The sequence below is a fragment of the Pantoea sp. PSNIH1 genome (assembly GCF_007680655.1).
GTDB lineage: Bacteria > Pseudomonadota > Gammaproteobacteria > Enterobacterales > Enterobacteriaceae > Pantoea > Pantoea eucrina.
Window position 1 is genome coordinate 1 of record NZ_VEIP01000004.1, and the last position, 21,825, is coordinate 21,825.

The window sequence follows — 21,825 nt, forward strand, 5'->3', positions numbered from 1 at the left end:
CCCAACCGCGTTTGCATCACGCTGGAATCTGGGTGATGCCCAGACCGACATGGCGCTTTATGAGCGGGTCGAGGTGGTGCGCGGCGCGACCGGGTTACTCACCGGGCCCGGGAATCCTTCTGCGTCGATTAATATGGTACGTAAGCACGCTGACAGTAAAACCCCTACCGGATCGCTGGAAGCGAGCTACGGCAGCTGGAATAAACAGCGCTATGTTGCCGATCTCTCTGCGCCGCTCACCCCTGAGGGTAACGTGCGCGGGCGCGTAGTAGCTGGTTATGAGGATAAAAACAGCTTTATTGAACGCTACGGTTTTGAGAAAAAATTTATTTATGGCGTGATAGACGCCGATCTGACTGAGAGCACCACGCTTTCCGCGGGCTACGAATTTACGCAGGTCGATACCGATTCGCCGATGTGGGGTGGGGCGCCGCGCTGGTATACCGATGGCAGCCAGACGCATCTGCGTCGCGGCTATAACACTCAACCGGAGTGGGCTTACAACAATAAAGAGAACCGCAAGGTTTTCGTCAATCTGCAGCAGAATTTTGATAACGGCTGGAACATTACGCTCAACGGCACGCATAACGAAATGCTGCTGGACAGTAAGCAGATCTATCTCGACGGCTATTTCAATAAGGTGACCGGTGCAGGCAGCTCTGCCTACGCAAATTATCCGGTCATCGGCGGAACCGGTTATAACACCGGCAAGCGCAAAGTGGATGCGGTAGATGCCTTTGCCAGCGGCCCTTATGAGCTGCTGGGACGCCAGCATCAGCTGATGCTGGGGGTTAACTACAGTCGTCAGGATAATAAATATTACAGCGCCTGGACCAACATCTCCTCTGCTGAACTGGGTAACTTTAACGACTTCAACGGCAACTATCCGGAGCCTGACTGGTCGCCGCGCGAACCTGCCACGGACAGCCAGCTGGTGCGGCAAAAATCGGTCTATATGGCTACGCGCCTGACGCTCGCCGATCCGCTGCATCTGATTGTCGGGGCGCGATATACCAACTGGAACCGTCAGGGCATTACCTCTGAACTGGAAGAGAACAATACCACGCCGTATGGCGGTCTTATCTGGGACATCAATGACGCCTGGTCAGCGTTTGCCAGCTATACCTCGGTCTTTCAGCCGCAGGATAATCTGGATGCCAGCGGCAGTTTCCTGACGCCAGTTGTCGGTAAAAACTATGAGACCGGGGTTAAATCGGACTGGTTTGATAGCCGTCTGACCACCACGATCTCTCTGTTCCGAACCGAGCTGGATAATGCGCCGGTTGATACCGGACGTTTCAGCGAGAGCGGAAGCGCTATTTATGAAACCACCGATGGCGTTGTCAGCCGCGGCGTTGAATTTGAGATCAACGGTGCGCTGACGGATAACTGGCAGATGACGTTTGGCGGTACGACCTACATAGCAAAAGACAGCAAGGGTGAGGCCTATAACTCCCAGCTGCCCCGTACCTCTTTCAATCTCTTTACGCACTATCGCCTGCCTCAGTTCGATAAACTGACGCTGGGCGGCGGCGTTAACTGGCAGTCAAAGACCTGGAAAGATATCGGCGGACCTGAAGGTAACGGAACCTGGCGTGTGCGTCAGGGAAGTTATGCGCTGGTGGACCTGTTTGCCCGCTACGACGTGACAAAAAATCTCTCCCTGCAGGCCAACCTGAAAAACCTGTTTGATAAAGAGTATGACGAGAATGTGGGCAGCAGCGGCATCGTGTATGGTGAACCGCGCAGTTACTCGGTAACGGCGAGTTACCGCTTCTGATCCCGGCAGGCGCGTTCTGAACGCGCCTCTTCTCCTCAGGCGGCTAATGGTTTATACCCATCGCACTCTGCTCTCCTCTTAGGCTAAAGTGCATTCAGGCTGAATAGATTTTTTAATCTCCGGACAAAGTAACGCACCTTACTGTTTAACGCGGTTATGCATTGATGCGCCTCTTTTGCGTACATCACAGGCGGTCGCATGTATAGGCGTCCGGTTATGAATCAGGTCTGCAGGGTGCGCCTTCGTTTAATGGCATGATAATTAAGAATAATATCCACCATATTTACACTCTCCGGCCCGTTATTAAGGATTGTATCTCTGTCTGGTATCAGATAATGCCAGGCTGGCTAATGTTATCAACGTTAATCAAAAGACGATTTAATAGTCGTTAATTTCAATTGATTGATAATGTCCGCTATGCATTCAGACAGGGAATTTTTAATTAGCAGGCTATAAGTTAGTGCGGTTATTTTAATATCTGCCGTAAAAATAATTAATATAAAATAACATGCTGAAATGATTTTCGGGGAATAATCCGAATAACCAATATGAAGGCTGATAAAGCATTATACTCGTCGGGCGATCTGCAATTTTTAACTTTTTGAATGCCGGGTTTGTAGTGCTTAAAGTTTATGGCCGGAGTATAAAATGAAAATCATCATTAGCGGCAAGGGATATCCCGAAAAAAGAAATATTGTTACTGATGTTAAGAAAACGTATATCGATTTTCACTCCAGAAATATCTGGACGTATATTAATGCGTTTCGTGGGAAAATTCTGAAACGCAATAAGCTGTTTATATTTTCCGCGCCGCTATGGTCAGCCGGTAGCGAAAAAAAGGTAGTTCATCTCTTTAATGAAGTGGCAACCAGCCGCGAGCGCTGGGTGTCAACCTTTGAAACCGAGCTGCCGCGGGTATTGCCGGTACCGGGCGTCGCCAAAACAGCTAATCCGCTGTTAAAAAAGCTGATGTACTATGTTGCAGCACCGGAATGTGCCGGCATTATCGCCATCTCAGAGGCAACGCGAAAAATTGAGCTGAAACTGCTGGACGCTTTTCCCATTGAGCGGGAAGCGATTAGCGACAAACTGCACGTGCTGCATCCGCCGCAGCCGGTGCTCTATGAGGGCGGACGCACGCCAGCGGCCGATAAAATGATCTTCACCTTTGTCGGTAATGAGTTCTACCGCAAAGGCGGAGCCGAAGTGGTAATGGCTTTCTCCGAACTGATGGACGAGGGTGTGATATCAGCTGACCAGATCGGCGTTAACCTGATCGGCGACATTAAAAAGCAGCATAATATTGCGCATCGTGAGTGGCAGGACGATGCCGCTTTCCATCATCAAATTGAAACCCTGATAGCTGAGCGCTCCGTATTCACCCATCATACTGCATTGTCTAATGATGAGGTGATGCAGCTGCTGCGTGAAACGCATGTCGGATTGCTGCCGACCTGGCAGGATACCTATGGCTTCTCCGTGCTGGAAATGCAGGCGTGCGGCTGTCCGGTGATTACCACTAACGTCCGGGCGCTGCCGGAAATTAATCCGGCTCAGAGCGGCTGGCTGATCAACTGTCCGCTCAACGATATGTTTGAACTGAATGTGGATACGCTGGCGGAGAAAATGGCGCTGCGCATATTAATTGTGTCGCAGCTCAAGGCACATATTAAGGCGATACTTGAAGACCGGATGCGCGTGGCTGATTATTCAGCGGCAGCCGTAAACAGGATCCGTGAGCACCACGATCCGGATAAATTTAACCGCGCGCTCTCTGCCATTTATGGCGCAAAAGATACGCATGATTCATTTGATCGCAGTGAAGCAGTCGCACTCAAACGCTCTTAATCTTTATCCGACAGCTATTCTTTTTTTAATCTGACTCCTGCAGCTGCTGCAGGAGTTTTTTTATTTCTGTTCCGGCCAGCCGGGTGATATGCGCAAAACAGCAATAGAACTAACAATATGATGTTTTACGTAACGGAATCATAGCCTGCAAACTAAACGCCATATTCATCAGGACAAGGACAGGGCGTATGTCTTACCAATTAAGCGTGCTCGATAAGTCGCCGGTTGCGGCAGGAGAAAATGCGACACAGGCGCTGGCGCGCTCGCTAAAACTGGCGCAGCGGGCTGAGAGCTGGGGCTATAAGCGCTTCTGGGTCGCAGAACATCATAACAGCGAGCAGCTGGCCAGTCCGTCACCTGAATTGCTTATCGCCTGGATCGCCGCGCAGACGCGCACCATACGCGTCGGCTCTGGCGGCGTCATGCTGCAGCACTACAGTCCCTATAAAGTTGCAGAGAACTTTAATCTGCTGTCATCGCTGGCACCGGATCGCATCGATCTCGGCGTCGGTAAAGCGCCCGGCGGTTTGCCGCTTTCAACGCGGGCGCTTCAGCTCGGGGTTAACCTGGCTGAAAAAGGCAGTTTTGCTGAACAGCTGGCGCTTCTCGATAGCTGGCTGAACGCATCTCCCTCCGCTGACGAAGAGACGCTGCGCGCCACGCCACAGCCACCGCATCCCGCCAGCCGGTTTCTGCTGGGTGCCAGCGAAGCAAGCGCCGGGCTGGCCGCAGAGCTGGGCTGGCAGTTGGTGTTCGCTGCACACCATAACGGCGATCCGCAGCTGATGGCGCGCGTTCTGCAGCGCTATCATGCCCGCAGCCGCGGCGGCCGTGCGCTGGTAGCGGTTCAGGTGGTTGTGGCGGATTCGCCGGCAGAGGCTGAACTGCTTACCGATGCGCTGCGTCTTTATCACGTCAGCGTGAAAAATGGCCCGGCGGTTAACGTTGCCAGTCTGGAACAGGCTGAACGTTACGTACGCCAGGGAGGATACGCGGATTACGTCATAGAGCCGCGCACGCCGTCACTGCTAAAGGGCACGGCTGCACAGGTGCATGCTCAGCTGGAGTCGATGCATCATCGCTACGGCATTGACGAATTTATTATCGATACGCCACTCGCTGACGAAGCCGCCCGGTTTAAATCCCTGGAGCTGCTGGCCACCGCGCGACTGGTTGCGGCCTGAGGATAGCGTAATGATCCGCTCCGCTTTTCTTATCTGCTGCTCATTCTGGCATCGCTGCGAGCGATGTTGCCCGGCACCGATCTGATTCTGCCTGCATAACAATGTTTACCTTTTTCGCCCGGCAACCTCTGCGCTGCCGACGGCTCTGCTTTGTCAGGAGTTTATAATGAGTAAAAGAGAATTACGTCTCGGTACGATATTACACGGCGCGTCAGGCAATATGTCCGCCTGGCGGCATCCGGCTGCGCAGGCTGACGCCAGCATCAGTTTTGACTACGCCAGAAAAATTGCGCGCAAGGCGGAAGCGGGCAAACTCGATTTTCTGTTTGTCGCTGACGGTCTCTATATCAATGAAAAATCGATTCCGCACTTCCTCAATCGCTTTGAACCGCTGACGCTGCTCTCAGCGCTGGCGGCGGTCACAGAGCATCTTGGCCTGGTTGGCACCGTCTCAACCTCTTATAGCGATCCTTTTACCATCGCCCGGCAGTTCGCCAGCCTCGACCATCTCAGCGGCGGCCGTGCCGGCTGGAACGTTGTGACCTCGCCGCTGGAAGGATCGGCAAAAAATTTCTCGCGTCAGCAGCATCCGGAACACGCGCTGCGTTACCGGATTGCGGATGAGTATTTGCAGGTGGTGAAAGGCCTGTGGGATTCCTGGGAAGAGGGCGCCTTTGTACGCGACAAGCGCAGCGGTCAGTTTTTCGATCCGGCCAAGCTGCATACGCTCGATCACCGCGGCGATTTCTTTCAGGTGCAGGGGCCGCTGAATATTGAGCGTACGCCGCAGGGGCGACCGATCATTTTCCAGGCGGGCGCCTCCGGAGACGGACGGCGGCTGGCCGCGCGCCATGCGGATGCGATTTTTACCCACCATGCGACCCTGGAAGAGGCGCAGGCGTTCTGGCGCGATGTTAAACAGCAGCTGGCCGAAAACGGACGCGCCGCGGATGACCTCCATATCTTTCAGGGCGTCAGCGTGATCGTCGGTGACGATGCCGCAGATGTTGAGCAGCAGTATCAGGCTACCGCGCAGCTGGTCTCAGTGCCGGATGCGCTTAATTATCTGGGGCGGTTCTTTGACCACCATGATTTCTCACGCTACCCGCTGGATGAACCTTTCCCAGAACTGGGTGATATCGGTCAGAACAGCTTCCGCAGCACCACCGATGAAATCAAACGCAACGCCCGCGTGCGCGGTCAGACGCTGCGCCAGACCGCGCTGGAAGCGGCCACGCCGCGGCCGCTGTTTCACGGCACGCCAGAACAGGTCGCCGATGGCCTGCAGCACTGGTTTGAACAGAAAGCTGCTGACGGTTTCATTATCCAGGGCGGAACGCCCGACACGTTTGAACGCTTTGTCGATCGGGTTATCCCGCTGTTGCAGGCGCGCGGACTAAGCCGGCGCGACTATCCGGGCACCACGCTGCGCGCCAGTCTGGGTCTGCAGACCCCCGAAAATCAGTTCACATCATAATAACGATCAGGATGAATGCTATGCAGAAAAAATCATTGATAGCGCTGCTGTTACTGGGGCTAAGCAGCGCTGCCGGGGCGGAAAACGTCGCCGTTAACGGGCAGCAGGTCAGCGTGGAGGCGAATAAGACGCCCATTAACACTGCAAAAAATGCAGCGGCTATCGCGCAGATCCCGGCCGGACACCGGTTTGCTGTACCTGGCGCGTTTACCGTGGCGGTGGCCGCCCTTAATTCCCCTCCGCTTACGGTGTTCAGCGACGACAACAAAACGCTGCTTGGCAGCGAAGTGGATATGGCGCGTCTGGTGGCGGACAGCCTCGGCCTGAAGCTCAACGTCGTGCCAACCTCCTGGGAAGACTGGCCGCTCGGCGTGGCGTCCGGCAAATATGACGCGGCGATCACCAACGTAACCGTCACAAAAGCGCGCAAAGAGCGTTTTGATTTTGCCACCTACCGCAAAGACTCACTGGGCTTTTATGTGAAAAAGAGCAGCCCAATCGTTTCGCTCAGCAAAGCAGAAGATATTGCCGGCCTGCGCATTATTGTTGGCTCCGGGACCAATCAGGAAGCGATCTTACTGGCGTGGGATCAGGAAAACCGCGCAAAGGGCCTGAAGTCGTTTATCCCGGTTTATACCAAAGATGACGCAGCGCAGACGCTTTCACTGCAGGCCGGACGTGCGGATGCTTACTTTGGCCCCAACGTCATCGGCGCCTGGAAAGCGGCGCTCAACGGGCAGACCAGGCTGGTGGGCAGCGTGGACGGCGGCTGGCCTAAAGCGGCGCACATTGCAGTGACGGTGAAAAAAGATGGCGGGCTGGTGCAGCCAGTCAATACGGCGCTTAACGGCGTGATACAAAACGGCGACTACGACAAGGTGCTGAATCGCTGGGGCGAAGGCATTGAGCGGCTCGACCGCTCGGAAATCAATCCACCGGGCCTGGGCGACTAAGGGGGCAATATGCATTTTTTTCGTGACGTTTCACCCGCAGCGGCAGAGCTGCAGCCGATTATTACCGGCCTGTTTGGTGAATATGCTGCCCGCTATGGCGACTATTTCAGCAGCCAGAATGAGGTGGAGCAGGATGAGTGGTTTCTGCCTGCGCAGGGAGGCCTGTTTATTGTACTGGAGCGGGATGGCGAAATTATCGCCATGGGCGCCTACAAGCGCTTTGACGCACAGACGGCGGAACTGAAACGCATCTGGACGCGCTCCGATCTGCGCCGTCAGGGCCTGGCACTACTGATCCTGCAGGAGCTGGAGCGTCGTGCGCTGCGCGCCGGCTATCAGCGTGTCTGGCTGACCACCGGCTTTCGTCAGCCGGAGGCGGTGCGCCTCTATATCGGCCACGGCTATCAGCCGCAGTTTGCCCTGCTGGAAGATATGGAGATCTACGGCCGGCCGCCGCACGACGGCCGCCTGCGCTTTCTGAAGATAATTGATGTCCACGCTGCGGCACAGGCGAGCTGAGGAGCCGAAAATGAGTGAGACGCAAAAACTGACCGTGGTGCCGGCACGCTATCCGGCGCGCAGCCTGGGCGCCGTGGCGGCGCTGTTTATTCTGGCAGCGGTGGTGGATTCCATCGCGTTCAATCCGCGCTGGGAGTGGGGAGTATTTGCGCGCTGGTTTTTTGACCCGGTGATCCTGAATGGCCTGGGTCAAACGCTGCTGCTGACGCTGGCAGGCACCGTACTGAGTCTGATTTTCGGCGGTCTGCTGGCGCTGGCCCGGCTCTCCTCCTCGTGGCTGCTGAGCACGCTGGCGTTTGGCTATATCTGGCTGTTCCGCTCGCTGCCGCTGATTGTGGTACTGATCATTCTCTATAACTTCTCCTACCTCTATGACACGTTATCGCTGGGGATCCCGTTTACGCCCTGGTCGTGGGGTCACTTCCAGACCATTAATGTGCTGGGCCAGTTTCCGGCCGCGGTGATCGGCCTGACGCTGGTGCAGAGCGCCTATAGCGCAGAGATTATCCGCGGCGGGTTCCTCGGCGTGGACCAGGGGCAGTTTGAGGCGGCGTCAGCGCTGGGACTCTCTTCTTCGCGCCGGACCTTCCGCATCATCCTGCCGCAGGCACTGCGCGCGATCATTCCAACCACCTTCAATGAAATCATCAGCCTGGCCAAAGGGACGTCGATGGTTTACGTGCTGGCGATGCCAGAGCTGTTTTACACCATTCAGATGATCTACAACCGCACTCAGCAGGTGATCCCGCTGCTGATGGTGGGCGCCGCCTGGTATCTGATTATCACAACGGTGCTGTCGCTGTTGCAGCACAGCGTTGAACGCTCGCTGGCGCGCAGCGTAACCCGCGAGCCGCAGCCATCGCGCTGGCGGCAGTGGCGTAATCGTTATTCAACCCCTGCTGTTATTGAGGAGCGCTCTCATGTCCGAAGCCATTGATTATCGCCCGTCCTATGCTGCCGGGGCGGTTACCATCACCGGCGTCAGCAAGTCGTTTGGTAAACACAAAGCGCTGGACGCGGTCTCGCTGTCGCTGGCGCCGGGATCCGTAACGGTTATTCTCGGGCCTTCCGGTTCGGGTAAGTCAACGCTGCTGCGCACCATCAATCACCTGGAGCGGGTCGATGAGGGCTTTATTCAGATTGATGATGACTATATCGGTTATCAGCGCCGCGGCGATAAACTCTATGAGCTTAAAGAGCGGGCGATACTGCGTCAGCGGGTCAACGTCGGCTACGTTTTTCAGAACTTCAATCTTTTTCCGCACCTGACCGTGCTGGAAAACCTGATTGAAGCGCCGATCGCACATCGTCAGCTTACGCGACGTGCGGCGATTGAACGCGCCGGTGAGCTGCTGGACACGGTGGGACTGCGGCATAAAGCTGACGCCTGGCCGCGCCATCTTTCGGGTGGTCAGCAGCAGCGTATCGCGATTGCGCGTGCGCTGATGCTCAATCCGCGCGTGATGCTGTTTGATGAGCCGACGTCGGCACTGGATCCGGAGCTGGTGGGTGAGGTTCTGGACGTCATTAAAAAGCTGGCGCGCTCCGGCACCACGCTGGTGATTGTGACGCATGAGATTGGCTTTGCGCGTGAAGTGGCAGACAACGTGGTGTTTATGGTTGACGGCCGCGTGGTTGAGCAGGGCAGCAGCGTGCAGGTGCTGAATCAGCCACGCCACGAGCGCACCCGACGTTTTCTGGCCCGGGTGCTGTGATGAAGCGGTTCATCCTGACGCTGGTGGCATCCGGCCTGCTGTTTTCAGCCGCGCAGGGCGCGGCGCTGGATGCGGCTAATAATGAAACGGCGATTCATATCGCCGCCGATCCGCAGGCGATAGCCAGAATTCCGGCGAACTATGCGTTTGTTCACCCCGGCTTTCTGACGGTCGCAACCAGCGCCACTAACTCACCGCCCATCGGGTTATGGGCGTCAGATAACAAAACGCTGATTGGCAGCGATCCCGATATGGCGCGACTTCTGGCTGAAAGTCTGGGCCTTACGCTAAAGCTGGTGCCCGCCTCGTGGGAGGAGTGGCCGCTCGGCATCAGCGCCGGACGCTATGATGTTGCCATGTTTAATATCGCCGTGACCGAGGAGCGTAAACGCAAATTTGACTTTGCCACCTATCGGGCTGACAACCACGCCTTTGCCGTACGGAAAGGCAGTCCCATCTCTGCGATTACCGGACGTCAGGATGTCGCGGGCAGGCGCATCATTGTCGGGTCCGGTACTAATCAGGAGAAGATCCTGCTGGGCTGGGATGCGAAAAACCGCCAGGAGGGATTAGCGCCGGTGCAGCCTGTCTATCTTAATGATGACGCTTCTGCCACGCTCGCGCTGTTGTCCGGACGCGCCGATGCCACCTTTGGCCCGCAGGCGGTGGCGGCGTGGAAAGCGGCGTCGCGCGGGCAAACAGCGGTTGTTGGTCACGGCCCGTATCGGGCATGGGTGGCCGTCACAACCAAAAAGGGTAACGGGCTGGCCCCGGCGCTGCAGCAGGCGGTTAATCATGCCATCGCCAGCGGACAGTATCAGCAGGTACTGACGCGCTGGGGAGAGCAGGATGAGGCGGTAGCGCAGTCGCAGATCAATCCGCCGGGCATCGTTTATCAGTAAAGACGGGTCGCACTGCGGCCCCGTTTTTCACCCTGATATTTTTTCACCCAGCTTATCACCTCTGCCGCTGGCAGAGGCCGGGCAAAGTAATAGCCCTGGAAGAACTGGCATCCGCGACTGCGCAGGTAGTGAAACATCTCTTCACTTTCAACGCCTTCAGCCAGCACGTTCAGCCCCATTTCGCGCGTCAGCTCAATGGTTTTATGCACCACAATAGCGGCAGATTCATTTTCAAAAATGTGCATAATCAGCGACTTGTCAATTTTAATATCATCAATCGAAAAATCGCTGAGCGATTTCAGCGAAGAGTAACCGACGCCAAAATCATCGATCGCCCATTTTACGCCAAGCTGGCTGAAGTGCGCGATAACAGAGCTGATATGCTGCTGATCGTAGATAAAGGTGCTTTCGGTGATCTCAAATTTAAGCCGCTGTGGCTGGATCCTGTAACGCGAGAGCAGCAGCAGAGTTTCAGCGGTAAAGTCACGATGCATTAGCTGCAGAGGACTGATATTGACAGAAAACACCAGGCTGTCGCCGTGCCGGAGACTCTCCCAGGCAGCCATATGCTGCAGCGTGCGCTCCATAACCCATCGGCCAATCTCAATCATCAGGCCACTCTTTTCCGCTACCGGGATAAAAACGTCCGGTGAAATGAATCCTTTAACCGGATGTTTCCAGCGCAGCAGAGCTTCAAATCCGATCAGATGTTTACCGGCATCCACTTGCGGCTGAAAATAGAGTTCGAGCTGATCCTGGCTGACAGCGGCAGAGAGTTCGCGCTTTATCAGGTCAGTTTCAGAGTAATCGCCGCGAAAGGTCAGCGCGGTCAGCAGCAGAGAAACTACGGGCACGATACAGTTAACAATGTAGAAACTGGCTTCCGCCGGCAGCGCAAAATGAAACGATCCCTGCTGCCAGGTCAGGCCGGTCAGGGTAAAAATGAGGTAACAGGCGAGGCAGATTAGCGGAAATATTTTGCTGAGATAGCGCGGCTGCTGCCGCAGGACGAGTGCCGAGCCGATGGTCAGCGCGATCAGATAATTACACGCAGAAGGTTTAACGGCAGGATGGTCATTGTCCAGCAGCAGCAGAGCTGTAATGATAAACAGCAGCGCATGCGTGACGATCGCCAGATGCCGCTGCAGTTTGCCGTGAAAGGCAACGGCGCAGATATAGAGGCCCAGCGCCACGCCCAGATAGTAGAGCGACGGTATTGCTGGCGAACGGCTATGGGCGTTAAGCAGCGCCATATAAATGCCTGAGGTAGTGCTGGCCACACCCGCAATCAGCAGCGTAAAGCGCAGCTTCTTTTCTGCGCTCTCTCCCTTCAGGCTAAAGGGCAAATTACGTACACGCGAATAGCCCGCAGTCAAAAACGCTATCATCACTCTGCTCTGTAATTGATTAGTTTTATTGTATTCAGGAGCGCTATCTTAGTGCTAAGCGAGACGGCTGTCACAGCGCTTTTTCTGCGCGTTGATCTGCTCCGGAGATTTGACATTAGAGATGATATTTATGCGTGGCGGGGGGTTATCGCGCAACTTTTCACGGAAGCGAACCGCAATCTGCCTGCGCTAAATTGCGCGCGCGGTTGTTCCTTCCGCCGGTCACAGAGTAGAATCACTCCCGGCACAGGCTGATGTGCTAAATATAATAACAGGCGGAAAACAGCCGGATCACCTCACTAATGCAGTTTAACCCTACTTAACATTACTGGTTGCAATGAAAATTCGTTTCTTATCGGCTAACGAGCTCAAACTCTCTGAAGTGCGTACCATCCTTGAACCGGTAGGGGTGGAAGTGGTGCCTATCGCGCGGCGGATTGAGGAGATCCAGACGGAAAATGAGGTTGAACTGGTACGCGATAAGCTCACTAAAGCGTTTTCCATTATCGGGCGGCCGCTGTTTGTCGAGCATACCGGCCTGTTTCTGGACGGGCTTAACGGTCTGCCAGCCGGACTGACGCGCATCTTCTGGAGCCGGCTCAATGCCGATCGCTTTACCAAACTGGTACGCGGCCTTGATACGCCCTGCGTGACGGCAAAAACCGTGCTGGGGTATTGCGATGGTCGCAAGATGTATCAGTTTGAAGGACAGCTGCGCGGTCGCATTGCGCCAGAGCCGGCCGGGCCGCAGGAGTTTCAGTGGGACTGCGTGTTTATCCCGGAAGGGTATACGCAGACCTTTGCTGAAATGGGCGATCTAAAGAATGAGATCTCCAATCGGCGCCTGGCGCTGGATCGCTTTGCCGCCTTTCTCAAAACCGCGCGGGGTTATGTATGAAGCCTGAACTCAAACGCGCCTACGATGCCGGCAAACTGATCCTGTTTGCCGGTGCCGGCATCTCCCGCAATCTTGGCCTGCCGGAGTGGCACGAACTGATTGCCCATCTGGCAAAAGAGCTGGGCTACGATCCGAAAATATTCAACACCTACGGGACACACCTGTCGCTGGCGGAGTATTACAAGCAGCGCAAAGGCTCACTGGGGCCGCTGCGCAGCTGGATGGATCGCGAGTGGCACCGGCCCGATATCGATGTGCGCAGCTCCGAAATCCATACCATGATCACTCAGGGTAATTTTTCGCGCATCTACACCACCAATTACGATCGCTGGCTGGAGATGGCTCACGAGGCGCACAACGTCCCCTATAGCAAAGTGGCTAACGCCGCCGATCTCGTCTCACTCACTGAAGATAAGCGCCACATCATTAAACTTCACGGCGATTTCGATGACGATACCTCGATTGTGCTGGATGAGAGCAGCTATTTTGAACGTCTCTATTTTGATTCCCCACTGGATATCAAACTGACGCACGACGTGATGGGTAACTCGGTGCTGTTTGTTGGCTACAGCATCAGCGATTTCAACATCCGCCTGCTGTTCTACCGGCTGACTAAAATGTGGGGACGAACCGGACTCGCAACGGCCCGGCCTAAATCGTATCTTTTTACCAATCGCAATAATCCGGTGGCTAAAGAGGTACTGGGGCAGTGGGGAATTGAGATGATTGTCTCGGAAGAGGATGACCCACGAAAAGCGCTGGCCACCTTTCTGGAGGAATTGCTTGCCTGAAACGCGGGCAGACTTGCTCATCGCTGCATAACAGAATATACTGTATATAAATACAGTTAATGAGGTGCATCATGGCAGTCGAAACCAAATATGTTGTAGTCAGAAAAGGTGAAGAGAAGATGACGTTTGCCAGCAAAAAAGATGCCGATGCCTGGGATAAGATGCTCGATATGGCAGATGCCTTTACCGACTGGCTGCAGCAGATCAAGCCAGAGCTGGCGGATGCGGAAGCGGAAACCTGGGGCATGCTGCTGGCAGAGCAGAAAGACGCGGTACAGCATATTCTGCGCACCAGCAAACTGCCTGATGCGGCGGCAGACAAAGATGCTAAATCTGAAGTGAAAGAGAGTGATTCTGCCCCTGAAAAAAAGGTGCGCGCGGTTAAAGCGGCCTGATCGTTGTGATGCACCCCGGCGCCGTCTTCCTGACGGCGTTTTGCTGTCGCCTTACTCACCTTTGCTACTTTCTGATTAAGCCTGAAAAAGCCCGGCATGCGGGCCATTTTATCAGTGTGAAAAGAGTGAAAAGGTTCCCGAGTAGTAGCTCACCATCCAGACAACATAAACCAGCCACACCAGTAAAAAACCGGTTAAACCCATTTTACCTGTCATTGTATGCTCCTGTAATCGTAAGGGCGGAAAGCCTGCAGGAGATACGTTGACAGCAGTTGCGCACAAAGTTCTTGCGCCAGATCAACCCGCCAGTGAAATACCTAATTAATCCCCAGGGGCGGCATTTATATGCCAGGGTCGCATAAATGCGACCCCTACGGGGGCGTCTGTAGGGGCGGCATTAATGCCGCCCTGGTCACGTTCCGCACCTAACCTCAGGGTCGCATTAATACGCCAGGGTCGCATTAATACGCCAGGGTCGCATTAATACGCCAGGGTCGCATTAATGCGACCCCTACGGGCATCGATATTGATTATTTTTTAATCCGGGTGCGGATGCCATCAAGTTCAGCACGGTTGAGCCGATAGAGTGATAAAGGATCGCTGGTGGCCCAGGATGTGGCGCAATTATTGCTCTGATTTGCCAACCCCAGGAGCGCCATCATGGCCACAAAAGCAGTTATAACGCGAAAAATGCGTACCCGTACTCAGATGCTGCTGACGGGCGCGGTCACAATTACCCTTGGTTTTGCTATCACCATCGGCGTGCTCAGCTGGCAATCCAGCAGAGAACAGAAGTCGCTGGCGGAAAACTATCTGCAGCAGATTGCGCAGAGTCAGGCATTGCAGATTCAGCAGGAGCTGAGTTACGCGCGCGATGTGGCGCATAATCTGGGACATAGCCTGATTGCGCTGCCGGCGGCAGGGATCAGCGATCGGAAGGTGGCGGACCAGCTTCTTATCTCCACTCTGCGTGACAACCCCGATTACCTCTCCATCTCTGTGATATTTGAACAAAATGCGTTTGATGGCCGCGATGCGGAGTTTGCCAGCCAGCCTGGTGCTGCACCTCAGGGACGCTACGCCTACTTTGTCGATCGCAACAGCAGCGGCAGCTTCAGGCTGCATCCACTGGCCTCGATGCTGACGCCAGGGCAGGGAGATTACTATCTGCTGCCACAAAAAAGTCGTAAGGATACGCTGATTGAACCCTACAGCTACGCCTATAACGGGGTGCCTGTGTTACTCACTTCCGTCGCCGCTCCCATTATCAGTCAGGGCAAGCTCTGGGGCGTAGTGACCTCTGATATCTCACTGGCGGCGCTGCAGGCGCGCATCAACAAGATCAGGCCCTGGGAAGGCAGTGGCTATGCGATGCTGCTCTCCAGCGGTGGCCGGGTGGTTTCCTATCCGGACCAGACGCAAACCGCGAAACCCTGGCAGGGAGAAACGCATGGGTTCAGCCGTGCCGTTACTGAACAGCATGACGCCATACTGGGGGAAGCGGCGCTGATAACATGGCAGCCAGTGACTATCGGCAGCAGCGACCAGCACTGGTATCTGGGTGTCGTTGCACCGGTGAGCAAAGTGATGGCGGCGGCGCACCGCCAGCTGATGCACGCGCTGATACTGATGCTCATCAGCATCGTTGCCGTGAGTGTGCTGCTGGGATGGGTGTTCAGCCGGAAAGTGCTTAAGCCGATTGGCGGCGAGCCGGCCGAAGCCACGGCTATTGCGCTGGCGGTGGCCGGCGGCAGACTTGATAACGCGATTCCGCTGGTGTCACAGGATCGCAGCAGCCTGTTTTACGCGCTGCATACAATGCAGACGCAGCTGCGCGATATGGCAAGCCAGATTCAGGACGCCAGCGCATCAGTGCGGCAAGGCGCGGGCGAAATCGCCAGCGGCAACCTCGATCTTGCATCGCGAACCGAAGAGCAGGCGGCTGCGCTGGAGCAGACCGCGGCCAGTATGGAGCAGATTACCGCTACGGTGAAACATAACGCGGCAAATGCGCATCAGGCAACCACGCTGACAGAAAATGCCACGCATATTGCCAGCCGCGGCGAAACACTGGTGGGTGAAGTGGTGCAGACGATGGCGCAGATAGATAACAGCGCGAAAAAGATCGGCGACATTACTGCCATTATCAACAGCATCGCATTTCAGACGAATATTCTGGCGCTCAATGCGGCGGTGGAAGCTGCACGTGCCGGCGAGCAGGGGCGAGGCTTTGCCGTCGTGGCCTCTGAGGTTCGTAATCTGGCGCAGCGCAGCGCCAGCGCGGTGAAAGAGATTGCTGCGCTGATCGAGGAGTCCGGGGAGCGCGTCAGCAGCGGCGTCGGGCTGGTTCAGCGTGCCGGTAAAACCATGACTGAAATGACACAGGCGGTAAACTCCGTGCGCAATATTATCGATAAAATTGTTATCGCATCTGATGAACAGGCGCGCGGCATAAGCCAGGTGACCATTGCAGTGAATGAGATGGATAGCGCTACGCAGCAGAATGCGGCGCTGGTTCAGCAGATGTCGGCAGCAGCAAGCTCACTGGAAGATCAGGCGGCGCAGCTCGCTCACACCGCCGCACGTTTCACATTAAGCTGACTGACGCAGCCCGGCCGCGTGCCGGGCTGCCGTTAGCGCGGCTTGCGCGAAGGCATCATGCGCAGCAGCGTATTGTCCTTAAACAGATAATGATGCGCCAGCGCCGCCAGCGCGTGCAGGCCGATTAACCAGTAACCCAGCGGTACCAGCGTTTCATGCCACTCAATCAGCGTATCGGCCAGGTCGGGATCGGGCGCGGCGCTGACCGGCATCGAAATACCAAATAGCCACCAGTCGCGGCCAAGCCAGAATCGGGAGAGAATGCCCAGCACCGGCAGGGTAATAAACAGCAGGTAGATTGCCAGATGAGTAAGGTGTGCCAGGCCGGTCTGCCAGTGGGCGGGCTTCGGCACAATAGCCGGCGTGCGATGGCGAAACCGCATCACCAGACGCGACAGCATCAGCAGCAGCACGCAGCTGCCAGCAGAGAAGTGCGTCACCACCATAAAGAGACGCTGCCAGGAGCCGCGCGGTGCCAGGCCGCGAAACTCCATCGTGCAATAAGCGAGAACAATCAAAATAAATGTCAGCCAGTGAAGCAGAATCTGCGCGGGGGCATATTTTGTGCTCATTATTCCATTCCATTCGGTACGAAGCGGTAGCGCTACAATAGCCGAAAGCAGAGTGAAAAAAATGCCCTTTCTGCGTCATTGCTGCCTGAAACTCAGCGCCGGGCGACCTGTTGCGCCTCATTGCCTGACTTACCGGCCGCCGCAAGCTCACTGTTGAAATGTGCGGTCAGAACGGAGTAGGTCTCCTCAGCTTTCATACGATAGAGCTGTTCAGAGGGATGAATACAGTCAGGTGACATCAGCGACTGCCACTCTTTCATTTGCAGAATACGCTGATACTGGCGTGCCAGCGGCAGCGACTCGGCGCGCGCCAGTGCGTCCAGCTTCGTGACATAAGGCGCAACGTTCCACTTTTTTGCCCCGCCACAAATCGGGTGCGGCTCCTGCAATACCACCTGTTTACCCTCTTCGCGGGCAATCGCGATCAGCTCCGTCATCACTTTAGTATACTGATCCGGGCTGACGATATATTTCGCTTCGGTATCTTTGAAATGAAAGTGTCGCGCATCGTTGGTTGCGAAGTTCAGCAGGATTATTTTAGCGGGCGAGCGCTGCATCTCTTCACGCCAGCTTTTATTCTTTTTATAGAAGTATTTCGGGTGCAGTAAATCCATTGCCTGTGCAGAGGCTGCGCCCTTATTTACCACGCGGATGCCCGGGCCATACTTTTCGCCAAGCCACTTATTTATCAGGGCAATCTCATTGTCTTTGATGTTGATGTTATGTTGTTTGCCATTCTCTCTGACTGCCATTGCGCCCAGCGTACTTGAACCACCGTAAGCTTCAATAATAAAGTTATTACTGGTATCAGGCGTCGTTGCCCATGCGGTATTTTGCAGGATAAATCCGGTAACCAATAATGAAGCAAAACGAATCAGTGAATAAGGCATAGCAAATTTCCCGCCTGGTGAGGCTCAATAATATTTAATGGATCGAATAATTAAAACGTAAAATGTAACCATAACAGCTGTGACGCAGGTCATACAATCTTAAAGCATCAGTGAAAAATCAAAATCAGGTTAATTCTTAAACTCTGGTAATAACGCTGTGAAATTATTTGTTTAATCAGCATGATGTGCATAGTGACTATAAAATAGTCTGGACCTGATTTCAGGAGGGGGACAGGGGACTGCTCTGGAGTCTCAGGATGACCACGCTAACCATTTTTATGATTTTCACCTGTCAGGCCAGGATGTAGGAAAAGCGCTCAGGCTAGCGGAGCCGGGCTTCTTTGTCAGTAAGGCCGCCTGCCAGCGCGGCATTAACCCGGTTCAAAGCATTAACTCTCTAACACTTTCAAACAGATAACGCTGCTTTACTGAACAGGTCCGTAAAAAAGTTACAACTTTTACACAATAGCGAAATTCCGAATCGTTAGTCACAGGAATGTATACAGAATTTTCTGGTATTACCCCGTCCACGATTCCCCTATATTCCGCTCACTATCCCCATCAAGGTATGCGATGTGAAAACACAATCCTTTTTGTCCAGCCGAAATATCGGTCTGGATCTGCTGCGTGCCGGGCTAATTCTGGAAGGTGTCTTGTTACATGCCTCAAGAAGTTTGCCCGGCGAGAATCCCTGGTATTATACGGCGCAGCGCGATCCCGCTGAGATATTTACTGCGCTGTTGAGCATGTTTCATACCTTCAGGATGGAAGTCTTTTTCTTTTTATCAGGAATGTTTTCCGCCCTCATTATTCTCCGTAAAGGACAGCAGTTTTTTACCGAGAACCGTCGCAAGCGTGTATTTATTCCGCTTATTTCAGCCTATCTGTTTATTCCGCCACTGATGTATTTTATCTCTGGACAGATAAATGACCGCCCCTACTCGGCGGAAGGCTGGCTGAACAGCTACACCATGATGCATCACCTGTGGTTTCTGGTGTCGCTGAGCATTATGTCACTGGCCATACCTGGCAGCTTTTATCAGTGGAGCGCGCGCCAGCTGGGCAAACTCTCACTGCCTGCGCTTATCGCGCTACTGGTTGTGCTGGGTAACGCCTGTTTTGTGCTGAAATTCCTGGTAAAAGGGCGTGGCGAATTTATCGAGCTGATTCCGATTACGGCGCGCTTCCTGGTCTACTACACGGCAGGCTATGCGCTCTATATCAATCGCGAGAAGATTGCGCATTACGCAAACAGTAAGCTGATGAACAACTGGCTGATTGCCGCGCTGGTGGCTGCCGTCTGGGCGGGCTGCTACTACGTTGCGCATAATCATATCGGCGGCGTGGTGAAGTACGTGCCGGTAATGATGGGCAGCGTGCTGTCCGCCATGCTCTCTTACTGGATGGTGTTCACCTTTGAAAAAATCCAGGTTAAAGAGAATCGCATACTGACCGCTATCGTGGATTCAGCACTGATCATCTATCTGCTGCACTATCCGGTGGTGATTGCGTTCTCCTGGCTTATTGATGACTGGCTGCCTGCCAACTATGCCGTTCTGTATGTGCTGATTGACTGTGCTATCGGTATTGGCCTGAGCGCCGTCTGCTACTGGTTCATCAAGCGTTCACGCATTGCCTCTTTCATGTTTGGCCTGAAGCCAAAAGCGAAGAAGGTGCCGGTGCCGCTCGAAGCCCGCATGTAATCCGTTTTGCCCGTCAGCACGCCTGCTGGCGGGCCCTGCTTTATACCGCCCTGAACCCGATTATTCTGACGGATACCGCAAATCCCCGGTCACAATCTGGTAAATGCCTCTCTGAATGTCTACACCTTTCCTGCAATACCACGCCGCCTGCGGATAAGCCGCACGCGTAGTCCGCCCGTCTCGTCGCCAGCGTGGCGATCGGGTATTTCAGGAGTCTGATATGCCTCATTCCTGTTTTACGCCCCTGGCGCTTGCCGGTGCCATTGCTGCCACTCTTGTTGCCTCAGCGCCTGCTTACGCCTGGGATAGCCTGACTGTATTTGGCGATAGCCTGAGCGATGGCGGCAATGTCGGTCGCTTTACGTATGATGGTGCACAGCATCCCCTCTATGACGAAATTCTGGTAGCAGACTCTGGCCTGTCGCTGCGCCCTTCATCGCAGGGCGGAAATAACTACGCTCAGGGCGGCGCCGTGACCGTTCCGGCGCTTAACCCGGCGTTTAATACGCAGGATCAGCTGGCGCGCTGGCTGCAGCGTAACAACGGCCGCGCGGAGCGCAATGGTCTCTATATTTACTGGGCAGGTGCCAATGACATTGCGGCGGCGGTGCTGGCAAATCCGCTGACTGCGCCGCAAACCGTTGCAGCCAGCGCCAGCGCGGCGGCGGCACAGGTTCGAACGCTGCTGGATGCAGGTGCGGGTACGGTAATCGTGCCGAATGTGCCGCAGCTTGGCACAACCCCGCTGATGATTGAGACGGTGCTGCAGCTGACAGGCCCCCTGGCAGATTCAGCGCTGCAGGCGGCGTTTCAGTCGCTGAACGCGACGCCTGTGCTGAGTCAGGCTGCCCGCGAGCAGGCTATTCAGACCGCATTCAGCCGTGCGGCGGGAGAAGTCTCTGCGATCCCTGCCGTACGCGATGCGCTGGCGCAGCAGCTGTTCGCGCTCTGGCAGGTGCTGAGTGAGCAGGTGACGGCACTCTCTGATGGATTTAACCAGCAGGAGGAAGCGGGGCTGGCTGCGCTTAAAGGCAATATCGTGCGTGCTGATATCGCTGGCCTGCTCAGCGAAGTGATCGCGGACCCCGCGCGGTATGGTTTGAGCAACACCATCGGTATGGCCTGCCCGCCAGGCACATCCGCCGCCCAGTGTACGTCTGCCACGCCAGGCTTCAGCGAGGCGCAGCGCTTTCTGTTTGCTGACCGGCTGCACCCCTCGCCAGCGGTACATGCGATGATTGCCGATTATATCCGCTCGATTCTCGATGCACCGGCGCTGGTCTCATCGCTCACCGCAGCGCCAGCAGGCGCGGCCCGTGATATGCAAAATACGCTGGAGGGACATCTGCAGCAGCAGCGTCAGCAGGCGCAGAGTACCGGTGAGTTTAGCCTGTTTGGTGGCTACGCCGGGCAGCATGCTGACTATCGCCGCAGCGATCTGCTTACGGGTGATGCCACTCAGGCCAGCCTGACGCTGGGTATGGGATATCAGCTGACCGATAGCTGGCAGGCGGGTCTGGTGCTGTCACGCAGCGACCAGCGCCAGCATCCTGACGATCGTTACTCATACAAGCTGCGCGGCAATCTGGTGGCGCTTTACAGCCAGCTTACGCTGTTCGAGCAGGGCTGGATCAACGCAGACGTGCACTACGGCGATCTCAGCTATGACGCTATTGAGCGCCGTGTTCAAATCGGGCCGGCCACCCGTACAGAACAGGGAAACAGCAGCGGTAAACTGCTGGGCTTTCGCGTGCAGAGCGGCTGGGATTTCCCGCTGACCGCACATCTCTCTACCGGTCCGGTTGTGCGCTATGCGCTCGATTACGCGCGCGCCGGTGGCTACCGTGAAAACGGAGAGAGCAGTACCGCAATGCGTTTTTCCGATCAGACCCGGCATACCCAGACTGGCGCAGCCGGCTGGCGTATCGACACCACGCGGTGGCCCGTCAATCCCTGGGCGGAAATCAGCTACAACCGTCAGTTTGGTGATGCTGAGAGCAGCGTTCGCGGTGGACTAAAATCAACGCGCACGGCTTTTACCCGTACGGTTAGCAATGGCGATGATAGCTGGCTGGAGGCGGCAGCGGGTGCCTCGGTGCCGCTGACTGACGCCGTCAGCGCGTTTACCGGCGTTTCTGCGATCGGCGGCAACAGCGATCGGCGGCAGATAACATGGAATATAGGCATTAATGCCACCTTCTGATCGCTG

At 55.3% G+C, this 21,825-nt stretch carries 16 protein-coding genes and 1 pseudogene; 14 read left to right on the forward strand and 3 right to left on the reverse strand.

All coding sequences use genetic code 11. The annotated features are described in order from the left end of the window. The 8 genes and pseudogenes from fhuE to FS690_RS11540 form a co-directional block, all read left to right on the forward strand. The coding region (gene fhuE, locus FS690_RS11500) for a ferric-rhodotorulic acid/ferric-coprogen receptor FhuE (RefSeq protein WP_145339641.1) at positions 1-1,780 on the forward strand (1,780 nt) is incomplete at its 5' end. A 648-nt stretch (positions 1,781-2,428) separates the two neighbouring features. Continuing rightward, entirely contained in the window at positions 2,429-3,628 is a 1,200-nt protein-coding gene (locus FS690_RS11505; RefSeq protein WP_145339642.1) for a glycosyltransferase, read from the forward strand. 188 nt (positions 3,629-3,816) lie between these two features. Next, positions 3,817-4,812: an MsnO8 family LLM class oxidoreductase gene (locus FS690_RS11510; protein ID WP_108569877.1), complete on the forward strand. Its 996-nt coding sequence runs from the start codon at positions 3,817-3,819 to the stop codon at positions 4,810-4,812. 166 nt (positions 4,813-4,978) lie between these two features. Continuing rightward, positions 4,979-7,242 (forward strand): annotated as a pseudogene (locus FS690_RS18525) (NtaA/DmoA family FMN-dependent monooxygenase). A 9-nt stretch (positions 7,243-7,251) separates the two neighbouring features. Beyond that, the gene (locus FS690_RS11525; RefSeq protein ID WP_094110873.1) at positions 7,252-7,761 is read left to right on the forward strand and encodes a GNAT family N-acetyltransferase; all 510 of its coding nucleotides are present in this window, start codon (positions 7,252-7,254) and stop codon (positions 7,759-7,761) included. Positions 7,762-7,771: 10 nt separating this feature from the next. Further along, positions 7,772-8,698, forward strand: a complete 927-nt coding sequence (locus tag FS690_RS11530) for an amino acid ABC transporter permease (protein WP_104085677.1) — start codon at positions 7,772-7,774, stop codon at positions 8,696-8,698. Beyond that, entirely contained in the window at positions 8,682-9,476 is a 795-nt protein-coding gene (locus tag FS690_RS11535) for an amino acid ABC transporter ATP-binding protein (protein WP_040113455.1), read from the forward strand. Before FS690_RS11530 ends, FS690_RS11535 begins: the two co-directional genes overlap by 17 nt. Continuing rightward, entirely contained in the window at positions 9,476-10,378 is a 903-nt protein-coding gene (locus FS690_RS11540) for an ABC transporter substrate-binding protein (RefSeq protein ID WP_094110874.1), read from the forward strand. The genes FS690_RS11535 and FS690_RS11540 overlap by 1 nt, the downstream gene beginning before the upstream one ends. Here FS690_RS11540 and FS690_RS11545 read toward each other — a convergent pair. Next, complete coding sequence (locus FS690_RS11545; RefSeq protein ID WP_145339645.1) at positions 10,372-11,766, reverse strand: EAL domain-containing protein; 1,395 nt, start codon at positions 11,764-11,766, stop codon at positions 10,372-10,374. The two genes, FS690_RS11540 and FS690_RS11545, sit on opposite strands and share 7 nt — an antisense overlap. 337 nt (positions 11,767-12,103) lie before the next feature. On the opposite strand from FS690_RS11545, the gene FS690_RS11550 reads away from it, so the two are divergent. From FS690_RS11550 to FS690_RS11565, 4 genes are all read left to right on the forward strand, one after another. After that, positions 12,104-12,664 (forward strand): non-canonical purine NTP pyrophosphatase, encoded by a 561-nt coding sequence (locus FS690_RS11550; RefSeq protein ID WP_040113457.1) that lies wholly within the window; start codon positions 12,104-12,106, stop codon positions 12,662-12,664. Further along, on the forward strand, positions 12,661-13,455 hold the full coding sequence (locus tag FS690_RS11555; RefSeq protein WP_034829783.1) for an SIR2 family protein: 795 nt from the start codon (positions 12,661-12,663) through the stop codon (positions 13,453-13,455). The genes FS690_RS11550 and FS690_RS11555 overlap by 4 nt, the downstream gene beginning before the upstream one ends. A 71-nt stretch (positions 13,456-13,526) precedes the next feature. Beyond that, positions 13,527-13,850 carry a YebG family protein gene (locus tag FS690_RS11560; RefSeq protein ID WP_071668310.1) on the forward strand — a complete coding sequence of 108 codons (324 nt, stop codon included), beginning with the start codon at positions 13,527-13,529 and terminating at the stop codon, positions 13,848-13,850. Between the two features lie 660 nt (positions 13,851-14,510). Further along, a complete protein-coding gene (locus FS690_RS11565) occupies positions 14,511-16,451 on the forward strand; it encodes a methyl-accepting chemotaxis protein (RefSeq protein ID WP_145339646.1) in 1,941 nt (646 codons plus the stop codon). 32 nt (positions 16,452-16,483) lie between these two features. Here FS690_RS11565 and cybB read toward each other — a convergent pair whose 3' ends face one another. Continuing rightward, a complete protein-coding gene (gene cybB / locus FS690_RS11570) occupies positions 16,484-17,023 on the reverse strand; it encodes a cytochrome b561 (RefSeq protein WP_071668312.1) in 540 nt (179 codons plus the stop codon). Between the two features lie 92 nt (positions 17,024-17,115). After that, positions 17,116-17,913, reverse strand: a complete 798-nt coding sequence (locus tag FS690_RS11575; protein WP_052246545.1) for an SGNH/GDSL hydrolase family protein — start codon at positions 17,911-17,913, stop codon at positions 17,116-17,118. Between the two features lie 575 nt (positions 17,914-18,488). Here FS690_RS11575 and FS690_RS11580 point away from each other — a divergent pair. Then, positions 18,489-19,616 (forward strand): acyltransferase family protein, encoded by a 1,128-nt coding sequence (locus FS690_RS11580; protein ID WP_040113461.1) that lies wholly within the window; start codon positions 18,489-18,491, stop codon positions 19,614-19,616. A gap of 220 nt (positions 19,617-19,836) precedes the next feature. After that, on the forward strand, positions 19,837-21,819 hold the full coding sequence (locus tag FS690_RS11585; RefSeq protein ID WP_145339647.1) for an autotransporter outer membrane beta-barrel domain-containing protein: 1,983 nt from the start codon (positions 19,837-19,839) through the stop codon (positions 21,817-21,819). The last annotated feature ends 6 nt before the right edge of the window (positions 21,820-21,825 follow it).